Consider the following 24209-nt stretch of genomic DNA (forward strand, 5'->3'; position numbering starts at 1 on the left):
CCCCCCCCCCCCCCCCCCCCCCCCCCCCCCCCCCCCCTCCCCCCCCCCCCCCCCCCCCACCCCCCCCCCCCCCCCCCCCCCCCCCCCCCCCCCCCCCCCCCCCCCCCCCCCCCCCCCCCCCCCCCCCCCCCCCCCCCCCCCCCCGCTGCCGTCCCGGATGCCTGGTGTCACCGTGCGGCGAGGCGCGCCCGGATCAGCCACAGACGGTTGGCGTGACGGCGGTCGCGGGGCTGCACCTCGTAGGGCCAGCGGCCCTCCCCCGCGCCGGGCTGGCCCGGCTCCTTCAGCGTGTCGACGTCCCAGCCGTTGGCGGTCAGGAACGACTCCGGCTCGTCGGTGCCGAAGATCCAGGGGGTGCCGTCGTCGGCGAGCCGGTCGAGGAACGACTTGGAGAACGGGCTGCGCAGCAGGGCCCGGCCGAGGATGTCGAAGGCGAGGTGGCTGCCGGGGGCGGACGCCGACGCCAGCAGGCGCAGCAGCCCGGCCGCCTGCTCCTCCGTGAGGAAGAACGTCAGCGCCTCGGCGATCCACAGGGTGGGCCGCGTCCTGTCGAAGCCGGCCTGCTCCAGCGAGGGCAGCCACTCCTGGGTCAGGTCGGCGGAGACCTCGTGGCGCCGCACGGCGGGCTTGGCGCCCAGGGCGTCCAGACGGCGGCGCTTCTCCGCGATGAGCGGGGCGTGGTCGACCTCGTACACGTCGACGTCGTCCGGCCAGTCCAGCCGGAAGGCCCGGGTGTCCATGCCGGCGGCGATCAGAACGACCTGGCCGATGGTGCCGTCGGCGAGCAGGTCGCGGATGGCGTCGTCGAGGAAGCGGGTGCGGATGGAGATGAACGGCAGCAGTCCGCCGCCGGCATAGCGGTCGATGAGTTCGAAGCCCTTGGGCTCGGCCAGGGACCGGGCCAGGGGATCGACGTAAAGGGCGTCCTCGCGCTCGGACTCCAGGGCGCGGGCCGCGGCCATCCACTGGGCGGTGTACGAAACGGCGTGCATGGGTTGGTGGTCCCTTCGAGAGGTGCTCGGGTGTGGTGGGTGATGCGGGCGCAGCGACGGCTCAGGTCCGCACGACCGCCTTGGTCCGCATCAGGAAGTCGCCGAGGAAGCCGTCGTGCGGCAACCCGGGCGCGATCCGGTACGTCGGCACGTCACCGACGTACACGTTGCCGATGGTGGGTTCGTCCAGCAGCCTGTCGATCAGCTCCTCCTGGCGGGTCAGTACGGTCAGGACGAGGCTGTGCCGCAACACGGCCACCCCCGCGTCGGGCGTCCAGGGCGCGACCCACACGCAGGGGAAGGGGAGTTCGACGCCCAGTTGGGGTGCGTCGGGGCGGTCCGTCTGGTGCACGGCGGGGCGCAACGCGGCGCTGCCGTCACCGAGTTCCGCCACCACGCCGTCGGCCCCCAACCAGGGCCGGGTGCCGGCCGCCCGGCCCGCCAGGTGCGTGGCGAACGCGCGTGCGGTGGCGACCGGCTGGACGGGGAGCACGGCCTCGTCGTGGTCCGGGGCGAGGGCTGGCAGGTGGCCGAGGCGCTCGGCGAGCGCCTCGCACAGCGGCTCCGGATCGCCCTCGACGAGGACCGCGGTGGCGTTGACGCAGCCGGTGCCGCCGTGGTGGCTCACCGAGTCGACGATGGTGTCGAGGTGGTCACGCCAGTCGACGTCCGCGGTGAGAAGGATCTTGGAGCGGCCCGGGCCCTGGGTCAGCACCGTACGCTCGGCGTGGTGGCGCCGGACCACGTCGTCACCGCCGTAGACCATGCCGAGGTCGGCGCCGTTCAGCAGCTCGCCGGCGAGGTCGTGACCGGTGGGCAGCAACGCCACCTGGTCCGGGCCGAAGCCGGCCGAGCGCAGCGCGGTGATGAGGCGGTGCGGGGTGAACGGCTCGCGGCGCGAGGGGCGGACCGCGACCCGGAAGCCGAGCGCCAGCGCCTCGGGCCACAGGCTGTGGGTGCCGGGGTGGTTGCCGGCGGCGTTCACGGCGAAAACCTCGCCGCGCCGAGCCCACACCGCGCGGCCGGCCCGGGTGAGCGGGTCGCGCCAGTCGTCGGCGGCACCCTGCGGCCGCGCCCGCCGGGCGCTGTCGTAGGCGGCGGCGAGCCGGGTGGCGATCGCCTGGGTCGCGGTGCGTACGACGCCGATGGGCACTCCGCCCACCCGGCTGACGAGGTGCTCGTGCTCGGCGACGGACCGGCCGGCCACCGTGCCGGTGCTGAACAGCTCAGCGGCACGCACCAGCGCGGCGGCGCGTTCGTCGGGGCTCAGGGGCGCGGCGCGGCGCAGCGCGGTCAGCGTGCGGTGCACGAACACGCCGGGCACCATGCTGAGTTCGGCCGCAGGAGCGCCGGTCACGTCGGTGACGGTGAGGCGGTTGCGGGCGCGGTAGGGGCCCTTGGGCCCGAGCGCGTCGAGCTGGGGCGGCTGCGCGTTCCCGGCGGACCCGGAGGTTGCGGGGGCCCCGGTGGCGAGGGCTGCGGCCGGGGCGGGCGCGCCCGGTGCGGGCGTCATCAGTAGACCCCCTCGATGACCTTCTCGTCCTCGAAGGTGTCCACGGGCGTGATGTCGGCGACGGAGTCCCCGATGCCGCCCTCGGGCGGCGCGATACGGGTGGCCAGGTCGCGTTCCAGGTTGTTGGGCAGCAGGAAGGACCTGCTGACGTGATGGGCCACGACCCGTCCGCGCTCCCCGTGCTCGACGGGCCGGCGGGTCTCGGGGTCGACGACGGCGAAGGTGACGTACGGGTCGAGGGTGTCGAAGACGCAGGGCGCGTCGTCGGGGAGGTTCGGGCGCTCCCCTGCGAAGCCCAGGATCATCGTGCTGCCGTAGTTTCCGCTGAGGACCGTGTTCGGGAAGATCTCCGTGCGGTACAGGTGGCGGGAGTCGGCGTCGAGCTGTGTGCCGCCCCAGCGAATGGCGCGGACCTTCTCGTTGACCAGGTCGACGAGTTCGTCGCGGCGGGCAAGCCGCTCCAGCAGTGGCGGGGTGATGGTCATCACACCGATGTCCTGGGTGCGCAGCACCTCGGCGGCCTGGTCGATGACGTGTTCGGCGTAGGCGGACGCCTCGGCGCCGCGGCCCTCGGCGATGGTCCGCTTCACCCAGCGGGGGTCCAGGTCGACGCAGAAGCCGTGCCGGCCGTGCGTGGCGGCGGAGCGCCGGAAGTACTCACCCACGATGTGCGGGCCGCCGGGGACCAGGCCGAGCCAGTCCACACCGCGCGGGAAGCCGTGGGCGTCCAGGGCGGCGTTGCTCCAGGTGAGGGTGCGCTCCATCCACTCGCGCAGCAGCACCACGCGCTTGGGGGCGCCGGTGGTGCCGCCGCTCTCGTAGACGCCCACGACGTCCGCCCGGTCCCCGTAGCCGCGCGGGACGAGGGCGGCGGCGGGCACGTCGCGCAGTTCGCCGGCGACGTTGGGGAAGAGGGCGAGGTCGGCGTGGGTGCGGACGTCGCTGCGGGGGTCGAAGTCGAGGGTGGCGGCTCGCTTCAGCCAGAACGGCGATCCGGTGTCGGGGTCGAAGTGCCATGCCATGGCGGCCTGTACGAACGCGTCCGGGTCGGGCCGGGTACCGTGCGGCGGTTCGAGGATGCGGGTGATCTCGGCGATGTCCAGCGTCATGGTGCGTCCCAGGTCAGTGTGTGATCAGGAGTGGGGTCCGGCGGCGAGCGCCACGGGGTTGCCGTCCGGGTCGGCGACGTAGGCGATCCGCTCGCCCCACGGCATCTCCACGGCGGCACGCAGCAGCGGGACGGAGGCGTCGGCGAGGTCCTTCAGCGTGCTGTCCAGGTCGTCGACCAGGACGAACATCTCGAAGCGCGGTCCCTGGCCGGCCGGGGTGCCGTACTGGGTGTCGGGCCAGGCGGTGGGGACCACGGCCAGTTCCGCCGTGCCGCGCCGCAGGCTGATGTACGTCGGTGTGCCCTCCGACGGGTCCTGCCGCATCCGGGTGAAGCCGAGCCGCTCGTAGAACTCGGCGGTGGCCGAAACCCGTTCGGCGAAGATCAGGGGAAACGCGCGTTCCTGCATGGGCGGTTGACTCCTGGGGGGGTCGGGGGTGGTCGGTGCGGCGGTCGTCCGCTCGGCGTTGTCCGGGCTACGGCTGGAGGCGGGAGACCTGCCAGGTGTCTCCGTCCCGTTCGTAGCGCAGGCGGTGGTGCAGCCGATCAGGCCGCGCGCACCAGAACTCCACCTCGTGCGGCCGCAGCCGGTAGCCGACGAAGCGGTCCGGGCGCTCCAGCGCCATCCCGGTCGCGGCCAGGGACTCGGCGGCAAAGCGCAGTTCGGCCGGGTCGGTGAGCGGCTCGCTCTGCCGGGACGCCGCGGACATGGCGTGCAGCGGGACGGGCCGGCTGTGCCACAGGGCGTCCGCCTCCGCCTCCCCGATCGGGACGGCCGGCCCGCTCAGGCTGATCTGCTGGCCGGTCTCCCGCCAGTACAGCAGCCCGGACGCCCAGCCGGTCTCGGCGATGTCCCGGCTCTTGCGGCTGGTGCTGTGGGTGGTGAACAGCAGGCCCTCGTCGTCGACGGCGCCGAACACCACCACCCGGGTGGACGGCCTGCCCCGCTTGTCGGCGGTGGCCAGGGCGAGCGCCCGTGGTTCACGCACGCCCAGTTCGGCGGCCTGCGCCAGCCAGGAGCGGACCAGGCCCATCGGCTCCCGCGGCGGGTCGTCGTACTCCGGGAACTGGCGGTCGATCCGCCCGGTGAGGCTCTCGTACTTGCTGGTGTTCATGCCATGCCTTCCTGGCCGCCGGTGCCCGTCGGGCGCGTCTAGACGTAGAGGGTGCCGCGTCCCACCAGGACGCCGTGGCCGCCGACCTGGACGGAGGTGACGTCGTCCCCGGCGCCTTCGGCGGTGGCGAGCATCAGCGAGGGCCGGCCCATTTCCACGCCCTGCAGGATCTGCAGGGGCTGTCCGTAGCCGGCCAGGCCGTGGCGGGCGAGGTGGACGGCGAGCGGGCCCGCCGCCGAGCCGGTCGCGGCGTCCTCCACCACGCCGTAGGCCGGGGAGAACATCCGGGTCCGCCAGTGCAGGCCTTCCCCGGCGAAGCAGTTGGCCGCCATGTCGGGGAAGCGGGACAGGGCGCGGTGGTCCGGGCGCAGCGCGGACAGCTCGGCGACGCTCTCCAGGCCGACGAAGACGTGCCGGGGCCCGTTGCGGTAGATCTGCACCGGTGCGGTGGAGGAGTCGACGCCCAGCGCGGCGAGCAGTTCCGCGGCGTGCTCGTACGGTTCCCAGACGGGGTGCGGTTGCTGCATGCGGACGATGGTGGCGCCCTCGTCGTCGCCGAGTTCGACGGGGATGGTGCCCATGGCCGTCTCCAGGCGCAGCCCGTCCCGCTTCAGTTCCGCGCCGAGCGCGACCGCGGTGCCGAGCAGCGGGTGCCCGGCGAAGGGCAGTTCGTTGACCGGTGTGAAGATCCGGATGTGCGCGTCGCCGTCCTGGCGGGCGGGTCGCACGAAGGTGGTCTCGGAGAGGTTCATCTCCCGGGCGATGCGCTGCATCGTCTCGGCCGTCAGATCACCGGCGTCGAGGAAGACGGCGACCGGGTTGCCGTAGAGCGGCCTCCGGGAGAAGGCGTCGACCAGCACGTACTCGTGCATCAGCGAGGCTCCTGAGGGACGGGGACGAGGGGGTTCAGCGGACCAGTGCGGCACCCAGCCCGTGCAGGACGGGCAGGGTGTGCAGGCCTTCGGCAACGGCTTCGACGTCGCAGCGCATGCGGTGGTCGGGGGGCCTGCCGATCAGGTCGGCGGCCCGGTTGGCGGGCAGCGGGCGGTCGGCGGGCCGGTCGGTCTCCCACACCATGACCGCTCCCCAGCGGTTGCGGTCGGTGTCGGCGATCCAGAACTTCACGCGCAGGCCGGGGACTTCGGCCCAGTCGTCGGTCACCCCGTCTCGCAGGTGCGCGCGCAGCGACTCGACGTCCTGGGGCGAACCGTCCAGGTCCCACCAGGCGATCTCCAGTTTCATCGGGTGAGCACCGTCCGCAGCGCCTCACCGAGCAGCCGCGGTCCGTCGACGGTGAGCACCGACTCGGCGTGGAACTGGAAGGAGGCGAAGTGCGGGCCGCGCAGTGCGTCCACCTCGCCGGTGGCCGGGTCACGGCTGACCTCGACCGCTCCGACGCCGGGCACCTCGCGGTGGTCGGCGGGGCTGACGGCGGCGAACGTGTTGTAGTAGCCGACGCGTTCGCGCCGTCCGAACAGGTCGATGGTGCGCTGCACGCCCTGGTTGGGTTCGGCCCGCCGGATCAGGGGGAAACCCAGCCGGCGGCTGAGTACCTGGTGGCTCAGGCAGACCGCGAGGAAGGGGCGGCGGTCGTCCAGGAGTTGGGAGAGGGCCGCGTCGAGTGCCGCGATCTTCGGGTCGGCGGCGGCTTGCGGGTCGCCGGGGCCGGGGCCCATGACGACCGCGTCGAAGCGGTCCAGGCCGTACAGGTGGTCGTAGCGGACGACCTCGGCGGTGGGCCCGAGCGCTTCGAGCTGCTGCACGATCATCGCGGTGAAGGTGTCCTCGGCGTCCACCACGAGGATCTTCAGCCCCTTCAGTTCCGGCACCCGCAGGTTCTCGGGCGGTGTGCCGGCCAGCCAGAAGCCGGCGATGCCGGCGTTGCGTCCGCGCAACGCTTCCCGGATTCCGGGATGGTCTGTGAAGCGGGGGGCGGCGGGGGCCGCGGGTCCGGCCGGTGCCGGGCCCGGCTCTCCGCCCAGTGCCTGAAGCAGCCCTGCGGCCTTGGCCCGGGTCTCGGCGGCCTCGGCCTCGGGAGAGGAGTGGCGCACCAGGGTGGCGCCGACCGCGAGGGCCAGCCGGCCGTCCGGCGCGATGTCCGCGGTGCGGATCAGGATGGCGGAGTCCATCGACCGGCCGCCGGACGCCTCACGGCTGATCAGCGCGGCGACGCCGCTGTAGTAGCCGCGGCCCTCCGGTTCGTGGCGTTGGATGACGCGGGCCGCGCTCTCCACCGGGCTGCCTGTGACAGTCGGCGCGAACAGCGTCTCGCGCAGGATGTCGCGGACGTCGCTGCGGGTGTGGCCCTCGATGAAGTACTCGGTGTGGGCCAGCCGCGCCATCTCCTTGAGCCGGGGCCCGGTGACCCGGACGCCGGGCTCGCAGATCCGGGACATCATCTTCAGTTCCTCGTCGAGGACCATGTACAGCTCGTCGGTCTCCTTCCGGTCGCGCAGGAAGGCGGTGAGACCGGCCAGGTCCGGACCGCCGGAAGGGTAGCGGTAGGTGCCGCTGATGGGGTTCATCACGGCCTGGCCCTGCCGCACCGAGATGTGCCGTTCCGGGGTGGCGCCGACCAGGACGCGGCCGTCCACGTGGATGACGAAGGTCCAGTAGGCGCTCGCCTCCAGTGCGGTCAGCCGCCGGAAGACGGCCAGCGCGGTGTGCGGCCCGTAGCCTTCGAGGTCCGCGAGCAGGGTGCGGCGCAGTACGAAGTTGGCGCCCTCGCCGGTGCCGATCTCGTCGGCGACCACGCGCCGCACCTTTTCGGCGTACTCGTCGTCGGACAGGTCGAAGCGCTGTCCGGACAGGGCGACGGGCACGTCGGGCAGCCGCTCCAGGGCGTCCGCGAGCGGCAGCGCCGCCTGCTCGGAGACGGTGAGGGCGACCAGCGGCGCCCCGTCGTCGGGGGCGGCGAAGTTCCGCTCGACGAGCTGGCGGTAGGGCACCAGGACCAGCGCCTCGTGGGCCGGGCCGTCGGCGGCGGCCGTGAGGTCGGGCAGCGGCAGGCCGGCCAGCGAGGCGGGGTGGGAGACCTCGCCCAGCAGCACGTCGACGGTGCCGGGCGTGCCGCTCTCCGGACGGTGCAGCAGCGCGAAGTCGGGCGGCCGGGAAGCGGTCAGCACCCGGTCGAGCAGGTCGGGGTGGGGCGGGCTCACCGGAACACCTCCACGCTCGGCGTGACCGCCCCGCAGCACTCGACCACGTAGTCGAGGGTGATGCGGTGCTGCTCGGCGGAGAAGTCCGCGATGGCGTCGGCAGCCAGGAAGACCTGGAAGTCGTGACTGAAAGCCTCGATGGCCGTGGCCAGCACTCCGATGTGGGCGTAGACCCCGCACAGCACGATCTGGTCGCGGCCCGCGGAACGCATCCGCTGCAACAGGTCGGAGGAGTAGAAGGCGCTGTAGCGGTACTTGGTCAGGGTCCAGTCGCCGGGTTCCGGCGCCAACTCGGGCACCACCTCCCGGTCGGCGGGCGCGGTGCGCATTCCCGGTCCCCAGAAGTGCTTGAGCAGTCCGCGCTCCGCCTCCGTCATGCCGCCCGGCTGCGCGGTGTAGGCGACCGGCACTCCGAGGCTCGCGGCCCGTTTGCGCAACAGCGCCGCGTTGTCGACGAGGTGGGAGCGTAGCGGTTCGGGAAACGGGCGCAGGAAGAAGTGCTGCATGTCGTGGACGACCAGGGCCGCGCGCCGCGGGTCCGGCGTCCAGTCGACCACGTTCGCCGGCAGGCTGTCCGGCGTCGGCAGGGCGTAGGGGGCGATGGGGGGTATACCGACCACCAGTCGGTTCCTTTCGGGCGGGAGGATGGGGCCCGGGCGCGGCCGCTCGCGCGGGCCGCCCCGGAGCGGCGGGGGGTGCGATGGGCGGTTGGCCGGCAGCCTGCGGTTCAGAGCGTGCGCGCCCAGCCGGTGACCAGGCGTAGCGCCTGCCGCGGATTGAGCCGCGGGTCGCAGAAGGTGGTGTGCCGGTCCCCCACGCTGCCGAGTTCGGAGACGTCGGCGGCGCACTCGGTGACGTCGTCCGGGGTGGTCTCCAGGTGCAGCCCGCCGTTCACCCCGCCCGCCTCGGCCTGCACCGCGCCGAAGTCCTGGATCTCCGCCAGCATCGCGTCCACCAGCCGGGTCTTGTGGCCGGTGGGGCTGGTGATGGTGTTGCCATGCATCGGGTCGCACAGCCAGATCGCCGGGTGCCCGGCCGCCCGAACGGCCGCCACCAGCGCGGGCAGCCGGCTGGAGACGAAGCCGGTGCCCATCCGGGCGACGAGTACCAGCCGGCCCGGCAGGCGGTGCGGGTCGAGCCGGTCGGCCAGGGCGGTGATGTCCTCGGCGGTGGTGCCGGGGCCGATCTTGCAGGCGACGGGGTTGGTGATGCCGGCGAGCAGCCGCACATGGGCCCCGTCGGGCTGGCGGGTCCGCTCCCCGATCCAGGGCAGGTGCGCGGAGCCGAGGTACTGACCACCGCCGGACGCCCGCCGCAGCATGGGCAGTTCGTAGTCGAGCAGCAGTGCCTCGTGGCTGGTCCACACCTGTTCGGCGGCGGGCCGGCCCTCGTTGACGGCGGTCAGCTCCCGCACGACGTCCTGGGCCGCGTGGTAGCACGTGAGGATGCGCTCGGGGTCGGCCCGCCGCTGGTCCGGGTCGGGTTCGGGGCCGTTGACCATGTGTCCGCGGAACACGGGCAGGGTGACCCCGTCGACCAGCTCGACCGGCTTGGAGCGCGGCTTGGCGAACTGACCGGCGATCCGGCCGATCCGCAGGACGGGTTTGCCGGTGACCGCGCCGACGGTCTCGGCGAGCAGGTCGAGCAGCTGCGTCTTGCTCCGTACGTGCCGGGGGGTGGACTCGGCCGGGTCCTCGGCGCAGTCCCCGGCCTGGAGCAGGTGGGCCCGGCCGGCCGCGACGTCGGCGAGCAGCACGCGCAGTCGCTCGGCGGAGTCGGCGGTGACCAGCGGCGGACAGGTACCGAGGGCGTCGCGCACCCGTTCCACGGGGCGGGCGTCCTCCCACTGGGGTTGCTGCAGGGCGAGAGACGCTTGGGTGTCCTGGGCTGTGGTGCGCACGGCTTCCCTTTGCGAGGTCGAGTCGGGGATCGACGGGCGGTCGGCTGGCGTCAGGTCGGAATTCCGTCTCGGCGCACCGTGGGAACCTCGATGCCCAGGGCCCGGAACTGCCGGCAGGGGTTCATGAATTCGCGCTGCTGCTTGATCTTCCCGTTCTCGAACAGGAAGGAGTGCAGGAAGTGATTGGTGTAGTGGCCGGGCGGATAGCCGGGGAAGAGGATCTGACCCTCGCCGTCGCACTCGACCCAGAACCGGTCGGGGTCCTGGGTGTCGAAGATCTCGACATTGGTCCAGACCCAGTCGGGGAAGCACTTGAGCGACCAGACGGCGTGCTCGCCGAGCCGGTCCCGGCCGTTGATGACGATGGGTTCGCCGGTCTCCGTGGTCCACAGACCGCCGGTGCCGTCCTCGGTGAACAGCAGGTGCCGCTCCAGCCGGTCCTGACCGCGTGTGTTCATGTACCGCGCGACGACGGCGCGGTTGTGTTCGCGTGTCTCGTGCTCGTCGGACATGCCTCGTCTCGCTTTCCGTCACTGGAAGGTGGTGCCGCCGCGGTCACCCTGCTCGCGCGGGGGTCGCGGGGGCGGGCCCTGGTCGTGGAGCAGGCCCGGAACGCATCACAACGGGAGGTGTTCGGTGCGGGGAGTACGGGACGGCAGTGTTCGGTTCGGGAAGTGCCGAGCGGCAGCAGTACAGGCGGGCCGCGTCAGACCATCATGCTGATGCCGCGCGGGTCCTGGCCGACCAGGGCGCTGCCATAGACCTGTTCGGGGACGCCCATGCCGAAGCCGGCGTGCCGGCTGCCGACGTGGATGTCGCGCCACAGTCGCTGGAGCGGGTTGGACGCCTCGAGCGCGGAGGAGCCGTAGAGCGTGACGATGTCGTCGACGGCCTCGCGGCACTGCTGTACGACGTGGGTGGCGTCCATGCGGTTCCGGGCCCGGGTGAGCAGGCCCGGATTCTCGCCGGCCAGGGCGTGATCGTCGACCCCGTCGGCCATCCGGCGCGCGTGGAGCCGGGCGGTGTCCAGCCGGGTGGCCGCACCGGCCAGGGCGAGCCGGGCGGTGGGCGACTCCGCCTGGTTGGCGTAGGTGGTGCCCGCCACCCGGCGGGTGCCGGCGTGTTCCAGGGCGTAGTTCAGGGCGGCGTCGGCGCCGCCGAGGAGCGAACCGATCAGACCGACCATGAAGACGCCGGTCAGGCTGTTGCGGTAGAGCCGGTCCGGGGGGACCAGTCCGTCGGTCTCACCGTCGAGCAGGGGCTTGTAGGGAAGCAGCCGGTGGTCCGGGACGAAGACGCGGTCGGCCACCACCGTGTTGCTGCCGGTGCCGCGCATCCCGACGTAGTGCCAGGTGTCGCGCACCGTCACATCGGCGGCGGGCATCAGCGCGAAGTGCGGCTGGAGGCCGCCGCCGGTGTCCGTCAGGACCAGTCCGCACGTCCACTCCGCGTGCAACGAGCCGGAGGCGTAGGGCCATTCGCCGGTGACGCGGATTCCGCCGTCCACCCGCTCCACGGTCCGCACGGGCGCGCCCAGGATGAGCGCGGTGCGGGCGTCGGGGTCATCGCCCCAGACCTCCGTGCGTGTGCGGTCGGGGAAGAGCGCGACCACGAAGTTGCCGACGTTCAGCACCCCGGTGACCCAGGAGGCCGAGACGCAGCCGCGGCCCAGCTCGGTACAGACCTCCAGCAGCGTCCGTACGGCGGTCTCGTGGCCGCCGTGGCTCCCGGGCACCAGGAGCCGGGTCAGGCCGGCGCCGGTGATCTCGGCCATGACCTCGTCGGACAGCCGACGGGCCCGGTCGCTCTCCGCCGCGTGTTTCCAGAGTTCCTCGCGGAGTCCGGCGGACCGTTTCACCAACTCGGCTGCCTGCGCGTCTACGTTATTCCCTGAACCGCGCAATTTCTTTTTCCTTCCGGATTATCGGGACACTGAAGCCCCGGTGCGGATGTCGCTCCGGACGATTGGCGGTCCGTTTCCTCCGGCCGCCCAGGCATCGTACGTGGGCCCGTTCAACACAGCCACCCCCGGCGAATACGAGGGAGCGACGTTCCGATAGTCTGCATTCCGCTTCCCGGTCGCTGCGGCATCGGCCCACAGAGATAAGCGGAATACATAATTCACACCCACGGCCCCGCCCGCTGGTCCGGTGCGGCCCGTGTTCAACCGAGGAGATTCCTCGGTTGAACACACGGCGTCGCAGGCCCGCACGCCTTACGCGGTTCCCGGCGCTGTGGTAATTCCTTTGGTCCGGCAGGACCGTACGCCCGGCCCATCCACCAGGAGACTGGCATGAGTGAGAGTGCCCAGAAGTCCTACGATTACGCGACCGCCGACTTCAACGCCATATATCGCGGGGGTGAACTCCTCGGAGACGCCGGCATCACCCGAGTGCCCTGGGACGTCGGCGAACCCCAGCCCGGTGTGATTGAATTCGAGCGGCGCGGGCGAATTCGCGGTGACGTGCTCGACGCCGGCTGCGGCCTCGGTGACAACGCCGTCTTCCTGGCCGCCCGCGGCTATCGTGTGACCGCGGTGGACGCCGCGTCCACGGCGATCGAGCGGGCCGTCGAGCGGGCGGCCGGCCGGCCCGGCGGAACGGACATCGACTTCGCCGTGGCCGACGCCACCAGTCTGACCGAGTACACGGGCCGCTTCGACACCCTGCTGGACAGCGCCCTGTTCCACACGCTCGATGCGGACGGCCGACGGCGCTACGCCGCCGCGCTGCACCGGGCCGGCCGGCCCGGCGCCTGGCTGGACATGCTGTGCTTCGCGGCGGTCCCCGGTGGCATGCCCGAACCGCTGTCCGTCAGCGAACAGACGGTCCGTCAAGTCCTGACCGACGCAGGCTGGACGGTGACGGAGCTGACCCAGGCAGTCTACTGGGGTGTGGCCGAGGCCACCCGGACCTTCCTGGCGAAGACCGGCACCCAGGTGGAGATCGACGACAAGGGACGCACCCTGCTGCCGGTCTGGTCCGTGCTGGCTGAACGCTCCTGATCCCCCGGCCGGGGGCGCGGCCCGGACCCGGCGGGTGGCCCGCCGGCCCGCCCGTCGCCCCGCACTCTTCACGAAAGAAGGTCTGCCGATGACGACGACCGTCAAGCCCGTCAAGCTGGATCTGGCCCGGCTGGAAGCGATGGCGGAGTCCGACTACTACAACCCGTACACGATCTTCGACTGGCCCGAGACCCTCGGAACGGACCGGCCCTGGATGAGCGAGGACCTGGTCACGCTGGCCGGGACCGAGGAGTGGGAAGCGCTGTCGCGTGAGCAGCAGCTCGCCCTGACCCGCCACGAGGCGGTGCACTTCTTCAGCCTCAACGTGCACGGTATCCGCGAGCTGCTCAGCGAGGTCGTGCTGCGCATCCACACCAAGACCTACGCGGACGCCTCGGAGTTCCTCCACCACTTCATCGGGGAGGAGAACGAGCACATGTGGTTCTTCGGGACCTTCTGCCTCAAGTACGGCGGCAAGGTGTACCCGGCGGTCCCGCAGGTCGGCCCGGGCGTGGTCGAGGGGGTGGGCGAGGCCGCGATCGAGCTGATCATCTTCGCCCGCATCCTGATCTTCGAAGAGCTGGTCGACTACTTCAACGCCCGGATGGCCACGGACCAGGCGCTGCCGCCCATCGCGCGGGAGATCAACCGGGTCCACCACCAGGACGAGAGCCGGCACGTCGCCTTCGGGCGGCACCTGTTCACCCAGCTCCTCGACCAGGTCAAGGAGAGCCGGCCGGAGGACATCCCGGTGCTCGCCAAGTACCTGGAGACGTACCTCGAGTACAGCGTCCGCAGTCTGTACAACCCCGCTGTCTACCGCGACGCCGGTCTCGAACAACCGCTGGAACTGCGCCGCCGACTGCTGGAGCACCCGGCCCGCCAGGCGGCGCACAACGACATCCTCAACCGCACCCGGAAGTTTCTCGCCCGCAACGGCCTTCAGGTTCAGGGAGCCACGGCATGAGCGACGACAAGATGACCAGGATCCTCACCTTCATCCACCAGCGCAATCCGGAGGTGGGCGAGCTGAACCTGGACGACGACCTGATCGACCGCCGGGCGGTCGACTCACTGGCCTTCGTCGAATTCCTTTACTTGCTCGAGGAATTGAGCGGTGAGCAGATCGACCCGGAGGAGATCGACGTCCAGGACTTCCGCACCCTGCGGGCCATCGACAAGCGCTTCCTGCAGGGGGCGGCGAACTGATGGGGACCGCCACCGGGACGACCGACAACGGTCTCGGGGTTCTCGGCGCGGACGAGCTGCGACTGCTGCGCGCGTTCGACTCGCTGGCATTGTCCTGGGCGCACCAGTGGGAAGCCCAGGAGCGCCGGTACCCGTTCCTGCTGAGCCCGCGCGACCTGGAGGCCATCGACTACTACGAGAACTTCCCGCACCTGGGCCTGGCCGCGGTCGCCGCCGACCCCGAGCGGCTCACGGCGCTGCGGGCCGGGGCGCAGTCCCCGCTGGAGCAGTTGCCGGCCGGCGTTCTCGGCGACGCGTCACTGGCCCTGCCGTCCGCCGCCTGTTATTCGGTGTACTTCCATCTGCGGGACCAGACCCTGACCGCGGCGGAGAACCGATTCACCACGGTGGCCACCTGCTTCCGCAACGAGACGCACTACGAGGGGCTGCGCCGGCTGCTCGGCTTCAGCATGCGGGAGATCGTGTTCGTCGGTTCGGCCGACGGTGCCCAGGAGCACCTCAAGCGGGCCAAGGAGCAGGTGCTGGGCCTGGCCGACCGGCTCGGTCTGGCGATGTCGACCGAGGTGGCCACCGACCCCTTCTTCGACCGGAACGGCTCGCGGGCCACGATGCAGCGGCTGTTCCCGGTGAAGGAGGAGTTCGTGGTGGACGGCCTGGCCATCGGGTCGGTGAACTACCACCGCAACTTCTTCGGGGAGCGCTGCGCGATCTCCCTGCCGGACGGCTCGCCCGCCTCCACCAGCTGCCTCGCCTTCGGCCTGGAGCGGTGGGTGCACGTGTTGACCGCCCGGTTCGGGGACGCCCGGTCGGCCGCCGAGGCTGTCCTCGACGCCGTCTGAGCCCCGCCTGCCCGCGGCGCCGCATCAGGGCCGCGGGCCGAGCCGGCCGGTCCTCACGTGCCGGCCGGCTCCCTCCCCCTCCCCGCCCGCCTCCCGTCGAAAGTGAGCCGATGACCGACACGACCGTCGACGACGCCCTGGAGACCGGCACGGTCCAGGTGACCGACGACATCCACATCGCCTACGAGCGACGCGGATCCGGACCCGACATCGTCCTCGTCAACAACTTCTTCATGGACCGCAAGTCCTGGCGGTCGTACACCGCGAACTTGGCCTCGACGGCCCGGCTCACCGCGTACGACCTGCGCGGCCAGGGCGACTCGAGCCCCCACCCCGGGGAACCGGTGTGGGAGGACCACATCAGCGACCTGAAAGCCCTGTTCGACACGCTGGGGCTGGAGAAGGCCATCCTGCTGGGCACGTCGTTCTCGACGCTGATCTGCCGGGACTTCGCCGTGGCCCACCCGGACCGCGTGCAGGGCCTGATCCTGGCCGGCCCGGCGATGAGCCCGCACGGCCCGCAGCGCCTGCGCCGGATCACCAAGTCCTGGCTGAAGACGCTGGACACCTCCGGACTGGGCGTCCTCTACGAGCAGTTGTACCCGCTCGTCTCGGGTGACCTGGCCGTGGAGTCGGCGGGGCCGATCGGGTTCCTGGGCCGCAAGCAGAACTTCCTCGGCATCCACACCGTGGAGTCCCTGCGCGCCGGGCTCGCGGTGTCGGTGAAGGCCCCGCTCGATCCGCAGATCACGACCGAAGTGCGGCAGCCGACGCTGCTCTTCGTCGGCGGCGACGACTTCTCGCTGAGCGCCCACGCGGTACAGGAACTGGTCGGACTGCTGCCGGACGCCACCACCGTGACCGTGCCGCACGGTGGACACCTGGCCTTCCTCGAAGAACCCGAGTGGTTCCAGCGGGAGGTCGTCTCGTTCGTCGAGCGGGTGACCGGTCCGGGTGGCTGAGTCGACGCCATCGGGGTCACGCCGGCCGGGGCCCCCGCATCCGGGGCTCCCGCGCACATGGCTGCTCGGGAGCCCCGGGCGTTACCGGCAGGTCGTGCTGGAGAGCGTCGCGGTCGAACCGACGGGCTCCGTCGCCGCGCAGCACCGCGCCGGCCGGGTCGCGGTGGGCAGGGCGCTGCGGCGCGCGGGCAGCCCGGTGACGGCGGTGGGCCGGCGGCGCAGCGGCGCGCCCGTCGGCCCCGTCGGCTTCCCCGCCTCCGTCACCCACACCACGACCCTCGCGGTCGCCGCCGTCGCGCCGGGCGCCCACGGCGTCGGCGTCGACCTGGAGCCGCGCTGCCCCGATGTACGGCTGCACCGGTTCCTGCTCGACGACCGGGAACGGGAGTCTCTGTGGCCGGACGGCGATCCGGCCGGTCTGCGGCGGTTGTTCGCCGCCAAAGAGGCCGCTTTCAAGGCGCTGACTGACTGCCACCGGGCCCATGGTGGGCTGTTCTGGCGGGTTCGCCTGTACGCCCAGGAGGACCGGCTGTGGGCGCGGGCCGGTGACCGTTTCGCGCTGGTCGAGGACCTGGTGACGCCCCTGTTCGCGTTCGCGGTGGCCGTCGGCGCCGACCCGCCACCCGGTCTGCCGGACGCCCGGCCGCAGCGCCGCTTCGGAGCAGTACCCGCCCGACCACCCCGAACCATAACCAAAAGTTCGGTCTCCCCAAAAAACTAGGTCTTGGACTTCTGATCGCATCGCCGGAAACATGAAGGTGACGACGGTGCCGCTGCAAACCCCCGTCAGCGGCACTGTCGTCCTCACACGAAAGGAACGGATGGTGCCCCCTGTCCTCGAACCTCGCCCCTCTCAGGAGGACTTGGCCGTGGCCGCCGACCGGCTGGCCGCGAGTGTCAGGGGACCGCTGTTCACGGCGGCCTCGGACGGCTACGACGAGGAGCGCGCCCGCTACCAGACCCACCGGCCGCACCGCCCGGCGGTCGTCGTCGGCGCGGCCGAGCCGAAGGACGTCCAGCTGGCGGTGGAGTTCGGCGCCGCGCACGGCCTTCCCGTGGGCGTACAGGCCACCGGTCACTGCCCCGCGCTGCCGGCCGGCACCGGCGTCCTGGTCAGCACCCGCCGCATGGACGAGGTACGCATCGACGCCGGGGCCCGGACGGCGCGCCTGGGCGCGGGAGTGGCCTGGCAGCAGGTGGTCGAGGCCGCCGCCGTGCACGGGCTGGCCCCGCTCAACGGCAGTGCCCCGAACGTCGGCGCGGTCGGCTACACCCTCGGCGGCGGAATCGGGCTGCTGGCGCGGAAGTACGGCTACGCGGCCGACCATGTCCGCCGGATCGAGGTCGTCACCGCGGACGGCAGGCTGCGGGACGTCACCGCGGACGGTGAACCGGACCTCTTCTGGGCGCTGCGCGGCGGCCGGGACAACTTCGGCGTCGTCACCGCCCTGGAGGTCGACCTGGTCCCGGTCGAGCGCCTGTACGGCGGCGGTCTCTACTTCGACGGCGCCGCCGCGCGGGAGATCCTCGGCGCCTATCTCCGCTGGACCAGGACGGTGCCGGAGGAGATGACCTCCTCCCTGGCACTGGTCCCGCTGCCGGACCTGCCCTCGCTGCCCCCTCCCCTGCGCGGCCGGTACGTGGTGCACGTGCGGATCGCCTTCCTCGGCGACCCGGCGGCCGGGGAGCACCTGATCGCCCCGCTGCGTGCCCTCGGCCCGCGCCTGGCCGACTCGGTGCGCGAGCTGCCGTACACGGAGTCCGGCACGATCCACAACGACCCCGTCCCTCCCGCGGCCTACGTCGGCACCAACGCCATGCTCAGGGACCTCGACGAGGAGACGGTCGGCACCGTTCTCGCACTCGCCGGGCCGGACGCGCCGATCACCAGCGTGGTGGAGGTGCGTCACCTCGGCGGCGCGCTCGCGCGGGTGCCGCGGGAGGCGAACTGCGTCGGCAACCGCGAGGCCGGCTATCTGCTCGCGGTGCTCGACCGGGTCACCGAGGACGACGCCGACGCCGTGCGGGCGGCGCACAGCGGGCTCATGGACGCCCTGTCCTCGCTCACCACCGGGCGCTGCCTGAACTTCCTCTACGGCGCCAACGCCACCGCCGACGAGGTCAGGCTCGCCTACACACCCGACGACTACCTGCGGCTCCGCCGGATCAAGGCCGCATACGACCCCGGAAACCTCTTCCGGTTGAACCACAACATCCCCCCCGCTCCCGCCCCGCGGTAGCAGACCGCCCCGACCGCTCGGACAGCAGAAGGAACGATGATGGAAAAGAAATGGTGGACCCTGTTGGGGGTGTGCGGCGGGACGTTCATGCTCCTGCTGGACACCACCATCGTCTACGTCGTCATGCCCGACGTGCAGCAGGACCTGGAAGCGAGCTTCGCCGATCTCCAGTGGGTGATCGACGGGTACGCGCTGGCCCTCGCCGCCTTCCTGCTGACCAGCGGCACACTGGCCGACCGGTTCGGCCGCAAACGTCTCTACGCCCTCGGCGTGGGTGTGTTCACCCTCGCCTCCCTGCTCTGCGGTGTGGCGCAGTCCCCCCTGATGCTGATCCTGTCCCGGGTGCTGCAGGGCATCGGCGGATCGATCATGTTCGCCACCGGACTCGCCCTGCTCGCGGGCAGCTTCCAGGGCAAGGAACGCGGCATGGCGTTCGGCGTGTGGGGCATGATCACCGGTCTGGCCTCCGCCATCGGCCCGGTGGCCGGCGGTCTGATCTCCAGCGGCATCAGCTGGCGCGGCATCTTCCTGATCAACGTGCCGATCGGCGTGGTGGTCTCCCTGATCATCGCCCTGCGCGTCGACGAGTCGAAGTCGCCCTTCGCCCGACGGCTGGACTGGCCCGGCTTCGTCCTGCTCACCGGCGGCCTCGCCACCCTCATCTACGGCCTCATCCGCGCCGGCGAGACCGCGTGGAGCGACTCCCGTGCGGTGACCGGACTGACCCTCGGCGGTGTGCTGCTGATCGCCTTCCTGGTCGTCGAGGGACGCTCCGCGGAGCCCATGTTCGACCTGCGGCTGTTCCGCATCCCCACCTTCGTCGGCGGCTCCATCGCCGCGTTCGCGATGAACGGCTCGCTGTTCGCGATGTTCCTGTTCCTGGCCATCTACTTCCAGGAGGCCCTGGACTACTCCTCCCTGGAGACCGGTCTGCGGCTGCTCACGGCCTCGCTCTCGATGCTGGTCGCCTCCCTGATCGCCGGCCGGCTCAGCGCGAAGATCCAGCCCCGCTACATGATCGGCGGCGGCCTGGTGCTGGTGGGTGCAGCGCTGCTGCTGATGGGCGGGATCAACGAGTCGACCGGCTGGGAGCACTTCATTCCCGGTCTGGTGCTGGGCGGCCTCGGCGCCGGACTGGTCAACCCGCCGCTCGCCTCCACCGCCGTGGGCGTGGTGGACTTCTCCCGCTCCGGCATGGCCTCGGGTGTCAACGGCACGTTCCGTCAGCTCGGGGTGAGCGCCGGCGTCGCGGTGCTCGGCTCCACCTTCGCGAGCATCATCAGCAACCGCTTCCACGACGGGTTGCGCGAAGTGCCGGAGCTGGCGGGCCGCAGTGACCAGCTGGCCACCCTGACCCGTGGTGGCGAGACCGCGCAGGCGGTGCGCGCGGTGCCCGGGCAGTACGCGGAGAAGGTGCAGGACATCGCCACGACCGGGTTCGTGGACGGACTCAACACCCTGCTCGGGATCTCCGCCGGGCTGGCCCTGCTGGGCGGTGTGCTGTCGCTGGTGTTGATCCGGCCCGCCGACTTCCAGGCGGCTCAGCAGCCCCAGCCCGCCGCGACGGACGCGCCCGGCCAGTCCCCGGTGGCCGCGGAGAGCTGACGCGGGCCGACCACATGATGTCGGGGCCCGACGCCGTGGCGGCGACGGGCCCCGACGTCATGTCCAAGGGTCCGCCAGGGTCCGCCCTCACATTCCCCTCCGCCCCCGACGCCTGGCCCGCACCGGACGGCGCGGTGCCCCCTTCGGGCGACGACGGAAATGTGACGGCAGACCCTCTGGTAGGACTGCGCCGGCCGCGAACGGCAGGCGTTCACCGTCGTAAGCCGGCGCGAAGGCTTCCGCGGGCCGATGCGCTCACACTGTGTGGCACTGCGGGTGCGGACGGCCGGCGTCCGGGCCCGCCGTCCGGCCGAGGCCGCCGCCACCGCACGGGAGGGCTTCTGGGACGGTGTCCCGTCCGAGGTCACGCCGCTGCTCGAATGGCCCCAAGGCGCCGAAGAGCCCACCGACTACTGGCTCTCCGACCTGCCCGCCGACAACACCCCGTTCGCCGAACCGGTCCTCCTCGCCAAGACCCACCGGCGCATCGAGCACGACTGCCGCGAACTCGAGCACGGCCTCGGCCTGGACCACTTCGAGGGACGCAACCTGACGGAGTCCTACTGGGCCCCGCTCATCGAGGCGACGGGCTGGGCCACGGTGGTGTCGCCGAAGGACTGGCGGCAGTGCAGGAGCAGTTCGCGCAGGGCCGGGCTCTTGTTCGGCGCGGAGACCAGGGCGAGCACCGCGGGCACGTCGGCGTCGGTGATGGCCACGGTCTGCAGCCCCGGCTGCCCGGCGGTCATGGACTCGGAGAGCACCGCCACACCGAGGCCGCGCTCGGCGAGGTTCATCACCGCCCCGGGGGCGCTGGCCTGAAGGGCGATGGTCGGGGTCAGACCGAGCGAGGCGGACACCTGGTCGAGCGTCGCCCGGATGCCGGTCCCCTCGGGCAGGCAGATGATCGGGTAGGTGCTGAGTTCGGCGAGCGTGATACCGCTCTTTCCGGCCAGTGGATGACTCACCGGCACGGCGGCGACGATCGGCTCGCTGATCACCTGCCAGCCGTCCAGATCCTCCGGCGCCCGGTGGGCCGCCCCGATCAGGGCCAGGTCGACGCTGCCCTCACGGACGTAGTCGACCAGCTTGCCGGAGTCCTCCTCGAGCAGGCTGATCTCGACACCCGGGTGGGCGAGGTGGAAGCTCGACAGAGCATCGAACAACGGCTGGACCGTGCAGGCCGTGACCATTCCGACCACGAGCCTGCCGCGCACGAGGCCGTTCATCTCGTCCACCGCGTGCCGCAGCGACTCCATCGAGGACAACACGGCCTTCGCGTGGGCCAGCACCACCTCGCCGACGGCGGTCAAGGCGACATTGCGGCCGGAGCGGTCGATCAGCGTGGCCCCGAGATCGTTTTCGAGCTGGCGGATCTGCGCACTGATCCCTGGTTGGCTGATATGGACCAGCTCCGCGGCCCTCGTGAAATTGGCTTCCTGCGCCACGGCGATGAAGTACCTCAGCTGCCTGATCTCCATAACCCCAAGTTATAACACCGATCGCCACAAGCAATTGGACTTGTTCTCGGCCAACGATGGAAAATTGCCACGTTGGTACCTGACCAGCAGGAAAGGATGACTGTGTCCGAGAACGAGAAGGCCATGAAGCCGGAGGACATCACCCGCCTCTTCGTGGAGCGCGCCAACGCGGGCGACGCCGCCGGCCTCGCCGCGCTGTACGAGGAGGAGGCGGTGATGGCCTACCCGCCGGGCAGCGTCACGGTTGGCCGGGAAGCCATCCGCCAACTGTGGGAGAAGGTGCTGGCCAACGCTCCGCGCTTCGAGCCGGAGGAGCCCCTCCCGACCCTGGTCTGCGGTGACATCGCACTGACCTCCACGCCGCCGAAGGACGGCGCAGGCGCCCGCGCTCAGGTGGTCAGGCGGCAGGCCGACGGCAGTTGGCAGCGCGTCATCGACCAGCCGGAGTTCCGTCCGCCGACGAGCTGACGGCCCAACGGTTCCGGCCATCCGCGCCTGGGCGCCACCGGCCGTAGCGGCAGGCGCCCAGCGTCCGGAAGGATCTCGTCTCCGGCCGAAAAGCATGTTGTCCCGACCGGGACACGACATTCGTCTGCGTGACGTGCTCGTCACGCGTTGACGTCACACATTCACCGGATTTAAGGTGCACGGCGGCAGGTTTGGGGCCACACGGGGGAGGCTCTACGCAGTGGTCAGTTCTGCATGGCTCCATTTTCCGGCCCGACGACCCATTTCCGCCATCCAGCGGCCTGTTATTGTCGCCCGGCGGACCGTTGTCGCGATCCGCCTTCCTCAACCCGGCCCGCTCGGCCCGCGATGGCTTTCGCCGCGGCGCCGCATCGGCGGCCGGGCTTTCGCGTGTCACCGCCCCGTTCCCGCCACCGGCGTTCCGGCCGCGGGAGACGACCGCTCGCGACCACCGTCTCCGGCGGAGATCTCACCTCCGGGGCGGCATCCGCCGCTGACCCGACCCTGACACGCGCGTCAATCTCTCATCTTTGTTTATTTCGCAGGCACATCGGAATAGGAGATTGAGAATGACTGTGACTGATTTCCGAGCGGCCCGCCCCGCAGACCCCGCAATCTGCGAAACGGCGGAACTCTGGAACGCTTTGGCGGACAGTCTGCCGGTCGAGCGGGCACCCATCGACTCGTTGTCCACCGATGACTCCCCGCGCGTTTCCGGTGAGAACGAGGAGCACATCCGCCATCTCGCCCAGTGTGAAGCGCCGCTGCCGCCGATCATCGTCCACCGCGCGACCCGCCGCGTCATAGACGGCGTGCACCGGCTGCGCGCCGCACGCCTCAACGGCCGGACCCACATCGACGTCCAGTTCTTCGACGGAGACGCCAAGGAGGCCTTCCTGCTCGCGGTGGAGCGCAACGCCCGCCACGGCCTGCCGCTCACCCGCGCCGACCGCAACGCCGCAGCGCTGCGCATCATCCGCTCGCACCCCGACTGGTCGGACCGCATGATCGCCGTCGCCACCGGGCTGTCGCCGAAGACCGTGGGCGCCATCCGCCGGCGTTCAAGTGACGCGATTCCTCAGTTGAACGCCCGCATCGGGCGCGACGGCCGGTCCCGGCTGGTCGACAATTCCGAGCAGCGTCGGCTGGCCGGCGAGTACGCCCGCGCTCATCCGCAGGCCAGCCTGCGCGAGATCGCCCGGGAGAGCGGCCTGTCCCTGGCCACCGCGCGCGACGTGCGCCAGCGCGTGCAGGACGGCGTGAGTCCCACTCTTCCCAGAAAGACCGGGGGCACACCGGCGGCGCCCCCGGTGGCCCCCGCGCGGGACTCCGGGTCCGCGGTCCCCGACTTCGCCCTGGCGGAGACCCTGATGATGCTGAAGCGGGACCCCTCGATCCGGCTGACCGAGCATGGGCGGTTCCTGCTGCGGCTCCTGGACACCCACGCCCTGGCCAACCGACGGTGGGAGGAACTCGTGAACCGAATACCCGCCCACTGCGCCGCCAAGGTGGCTGCCGCGGCGCGCGAGTGCGCGGCGTCGTGGGGGGATGCGGCGCAGCAACTGGAGGAGCGGGCCCGCGCGGTCGACGGCCGGGGACCGACGAACACGGTCGCCTGATTCCACGGCCTGCGGAATCCCTCGCCGCGGCCGTCGAATTCAGCGGCCCTCGTGGAATCGAGAAGAAGTGCCTATGCTCTGCACATGACAATTCTGGTGACCGGGGCCACCGGCAAGACAGGCCGTCATGTGGTGCGGGAACTCATTTCCGCGGGAGCCGAAGTACGCATTCTGACCCGTCATCCGGAAGAGGCCGACGTGCCGTCCGGGGTGACGGTCGTGCGTGGTGATCTGACCGCGCCGGAAAGTCTGCACGCAGCGCTCGACGGAGTGACTTCCGCTTTTCTTTTCCCCGTTCTCGACGCCATCCCGGCATTCGCCGAGACGGCGAAGCGTGCCGGGGTACGCCGGGTGGTGCTGTTCACCGGGGCCTGGGCGGCGGGGCTCACCGCCCGGGACCGCGGCTCCTGGGTCTACCCGCGATACCGGGCCGCCGAGGCGGCACTCGCCGAGAACGGTCCCGAAGAGTGGACGGTACTGCGACCGGCTCCGTTCGCCACCAACGCGCTGTGGTGGGCCCCTGGCGCACGGGCAGACGGCGTGGTGCGGCTACCGCACCCGGACGCCGTCTGCCCAGTGATCCATGAGGCCGACCTCGCCGCGGCGGCCGTCCGCGCCCTCCTCACGGACGGGCACCACGGCAGGCACTACACCGTCACCGGACCCGCGCTCGTCTCGCAGGCCGAGCAGGTGGCGGCCATCGGGCAGGCGACGGGTCGCCCGCTGCGCGTGGCGCGCATCGAGCCGGCGACCTGGCGGTCCGAGGCCGAACGGTTCCTGCGGCCGGGCATCGTCGGCGACCTGCTCGGCGAGTGGTCCGAGACGGAGCGCGACCCGGCCACCGCCCTGCCGGTCACCTCGGCCGTGCCGGACCTGACGGGCCGGCCAGCCCGTACCTTCACCCAGTGGGCCGCCGATCACGCCCGCGCCTTCGGCTGAGACCGGCCCGCTCCCCCGCCTTCGCCATGCAGCCGCCGGATCGCCATCCCCGGCCTGCGA

The 24209-nt window shown here is 71.7% G+C and carries 24 protein-coding genes and 1 pseudogene; 12 read left to right on the plus strand and 13 right to left on the minus strand.

Translation table 11 applies throughout. The features are described 5' to 3' along the window. Positions 1-167: 167 nt before the first annotated feature. From ACSLTV_RS25150 to ACSLTV_RS25205, 12 genes are all read right to left on the minus strand, one after another. On the minus strand, positions 168-992 hold the full coding sequence (locus tag ACSLTV_RS25150; protein WP_432133451.1) for a class I SAM-dependent methyltransferase: 825 nt from the start codon (positions 990-992) through the stop codon (positions 168-170). Positions 993-1053: 61 nt separating this feature from the next. Beyond that, on the minus strand, positions 1054-2505 hold the full coding sequence (locus ACSLTV_RS25155) for an aldehyde dehydrogenase family protein (protein WP_435612949.1): 1452 nt from the start codon (positions 2503-2505) through the stop codon (positions 1054-1056). After that, the gene (locus ACSLTV_RS25160; RefSeq protein WP_432133453.1) at positions 2505-3614 is read right to left on the minus strand and encodes a phenazine antibiotic biosynthesis protein; all 1110 of its coding nucleotides are present in this window, start codon (positions 3612-3614) and stop codon (positions 2505-2507) included. The genes ACSLTV_RS25155 and ACSLTV_RS25160 overlap by 1 nt, the downstream gene beginning before the upstream one ends. A 24-nt stretch (positions 3615-3638) precedes the next feature. Continuing rightward, on the minus strand, positions 3639-4022 hold the full coding sequence (locus ACSLTV_RS25165) for a VOC family protein (RefSeq protein ID WP_432133454.1): 384 nt from the start codon (positions 4020-4022) through the stop codon (positions 3639-3641). 67 nt (positions 4023-4089) lie between these two features. Beyond that, complete coding sequence (gene phzG / locus ACSLTV_RS25170) at positions 4090-4728, minus strand: phenazine biosynthesis FMN-dependent oxidase PhzG (RefSeq protein ID WP_432133455.1); 639 nt, start codon at positions 4726-4728, stop codon at positions 4090-4092. A 38-nt stretch (positions 4729-4766) separates the two neighbouring features. Beyond that, positions 4767-5600 carry a PhzF family phenazine biosynthesis protein gene (locus tag ACSLTV_RS25175; RefSeq protein WP_432133456.1) on the minus strand — a complete coding sequence of 278 codons (834 nt, stop codon included), beginning with the start codon at positions 5598-5600 and terminating at the stop codon, positions 4767-4769. Between the two features lie 34 nt (positions 5601-5634). Then, the gene (locus ACSLTV_RS25180; protein ID WP_432133457.1) at positions 5635-5970 is read right to left on the minus strand and encodes a hypothetical protein; all 336 of its coding nucleotides are present in this window, start codon (positions 5968-5970) and stop codon (positions 5635-5637) included. Then, positions 5967-7886, minus strand: a complete 1920-nt coding sequence (locus ACSLTV_RS25185; protein WP_432133458.1) for an anthranilate synthase family protein — start codon at positions 7884-7886, stop codon at positions 5967-5969. Before ACSLTV_RS25185 ends, ACSLTV_RS25180 begins: the two co-directional genes overlap by 4 nt. Next, complete coding sequence (locus tag ACSLTV_RS25190) at positions 7883-8506, minus strand: isochorismatase family protein (protein ID WP_432133459.1); 624 nt, start codon at positions 8504-8506, stop codon at positions 7883-7885. The genes ACSLTV_RS25185 and ACSLTV_RS25190 overlap by 4 nt, the downstream gene beginning before the upstream one ends. Before the next feature lie 107 nt (positions 8507-8613). After that, complete coding sequence (locus tag ACSLTV_RS25195; protein WP_432133460.1) at positions 8614-9786, minus strand: 3-deoxy-7-phosphoheptulonate synthase; 1173 nt, start codon at positions 9784-9786, stop codon at positions 8614-8616. Positions 9787-9836: 50 nt separating this feature from the next. Then, positions 9837-10298, minus strand: a complete 462-nt coding sequence (locus ACSLTV_RS25200) for a PhzA/PhzB family protein (RefSeq protein WP_432133461.1) — start codon at positions 10296-10298, stop codon at positions 9837-9839. Positions 10299-10492: 194 nt separating this feature from the next. Beyond that, positions 10493-11644, minus strand: coding sequence for an acyl-CoA dehydrogenase family protein (locus ACSLTV_RS25205; RefSeq protein ID WP_432133462.1), 1152 nt, complete (start codon positions 11642-11644; stop codon positions 10493-10495). Positions 11645-12079: 435 nt separating this feature from the next. Between ACSLTV_RS25205 and ACSLTV_RS25210 the strand changes: the two genes are divergently transcribed. From ACSLTV_RS25210 to ACSLTV_RS25250, 9 genes and pseudogenes are all read left to right on the plus strand, one after another. Continuing rightward, the gene (locus ACSLTV_RS25210) at positions 12080-12790 is read left to right on the plus strand and encodes a class I SAM-dependent methyltransferase (RefSeq protein ID WP_432133463.1); all 711 of its coding nucleotides are present in this window, start codon (positions 12080-12082) and stop codon (positions 12788-12790) included. 88 nt (positions 12791-12878) lie between these two features. After that, positions 12879-13757, plus strand: a complete 879-nt coding sequence (locus tag ACSLTV_RS25215) for a diiron oxygenase (protein ID WP_432133464.1) — start codon at positions 12879-12881, stop codon at positions 13755-13757. After that, positions 13754-13999 carry an acyl carrier protein gene (locus ACSLTV_RS25220; RefSeq protein ID WP_432133465.1) on the plus strand — a complete coding sequence of 82 codons (246 nt, stop codon included), beginning with the start codon at positions 13754-13756 and terminating at the stop codon, positions 13997-13999. The genes ACSLTV_RS25215 and ACSLTV_RS25220 overlap by 4 nt, the downstream gene beginning before the upstream one ends. Further along, positions 13999-14838 carry a hypothetical protein gene (locus tag ACSLTV_RS25225; protein WP_432133466.1) on the plus strand — a complete coding sequence of 280 codons (840 nt, stop codon included), beginning with the start codon at positions 13999-14001 and terminating at the stop codon, positions 14836-14838. Before ACSLTV_RS25220 ends, ACSLTV_RS25225 begins: the two co-directional genes overlap by 1 nt. 110 nt (positions 14839-14948) lie before the next feature. Then, the gene (locus ACSLTV_RS25230; protein WP_432133467.1) at positions 14949-15800 is read left to right on the plus strand and encodes an alpha/beta fold hydrolase; all 852 of its coding nucleotides are present in this window, start codon (positions 14949-14951) and stop codon (positions 15798-15800) included. A 94-nt stretch (positions 15801-15894) separates the two neighbouring features. Then, positions 15895-16521 carry a 4'-phosphopantetheinyl transferase superfamily protein gene (locus ACSLTV_RS25235; protein WP_432133468.1) on the plus strand — a complete coding sequence of 209 codons (627 nt, stop codon included), beginning with the start codon at positions 15895-15897 and terminating at the stop codon, positions 16519-16521. Positions 16522-16669: 148 nt separating this feature from the next. Then, on the plus strand, positions 16670-18040 hold the full coding sequence (locus ACSLTV_RS25240) for an FAD-binding oxidoreductase (protein WP_435612950.1): 1371 nt from the start codon (positions 16670-16672) through the stop codon (positions 18038-18040). A 36-nt stretch (positions 18041-18076) separates the two neighbouring features. After that, positions 18077-19645 carry an MFS transporter gene (locus tag ACSLTV_RS25245; RefSeq protein ID WP_435612951.1) on the plus strand — a complete coding sequence of 523 codons (1569 nt, stop codon included), beginning with the start codon at positions 18077-18079 and terminating at the stop codon, positions 19643-19645. A gap of 192 nt (positions 19646-19837) precedes the next feature. Beyond that, positions 19838-20200: pseudogene (locus ACSLTV_RS25250) on the plus strand (IS701 family transposase); the annotation flags it as partial. 5 nt (positions 20201-20205) lie between these two features. Here ACSLTV_RS25250 and ACSLTV_RS25255 read toward each other — a convergent pair. Then, positions 20206-21123: a LysR family transcriptional regulator gene (locus tag ACSLTV_RS25255; RefSeq protein ID WP_432133471.1), complete on the minus strand. Its 918-nt coding sequence runs from the start codon at positions 21121-21123 to the stop codon at positions 20206-20208. A gap of 102 nt (positions 21124-21225) precedes the next feature. On the opposite strand from ACSLTV_RS25255, the gene ACSLTV_RS25260 reads away from it, so the two are divergent. The 3 genes from ACSLTV_RS25260 (at position 21226) to ACSLTV_RS25270 (ending at position 24149) form a co-directional block, all read left to right on the plus strand. Beyond that, positions 21226-21591 (plus strand): YybH family protein, encoded by a 366-nt coding sequence (locus ACSLTV_RS25260; RefSeq protein WP_432133472.1) that lies wholly within the window; start codon positions 21226-21228, stop codon positions 21589-21591. 644 nt (positions 21592-22235) lie between these two features. Further along, positions 22236-23210, plus strand: a complete 975-nt coding sequence (locus tag ACSLTV_RS25265; RefSeq protein WP_432133473.1) for a ParB N-terminal domain-containing protein — start codon at positions 22236-22238, stop codon at positions 23208-23210. An 84-nt stretch (positions 23211-23294) separates the two neighbouring features. Beyond that, the gene (locus ACSLTV_RS25270; protein WP_435612952.1) at positions 23295-24149 is read left to right on the plus strand and encodes an SDR family oxidoreductase; all 855 of its coding nucleotides are present in this window, start codon (positions 23295-23297) and stop codon (positions 24147-24149) included. Positions 24150-24209: the final 60 nt, after the last annotated feature.

It is taken from the genome of Streptomyces sp. bgisy159 (assembly GCF_965341775.1).
Taxonomy (GTDB): Bacteria; Actinomycetota; Actinomycetes; order Streptomycetales; family Streptomycetaceae; genus Streptomyces.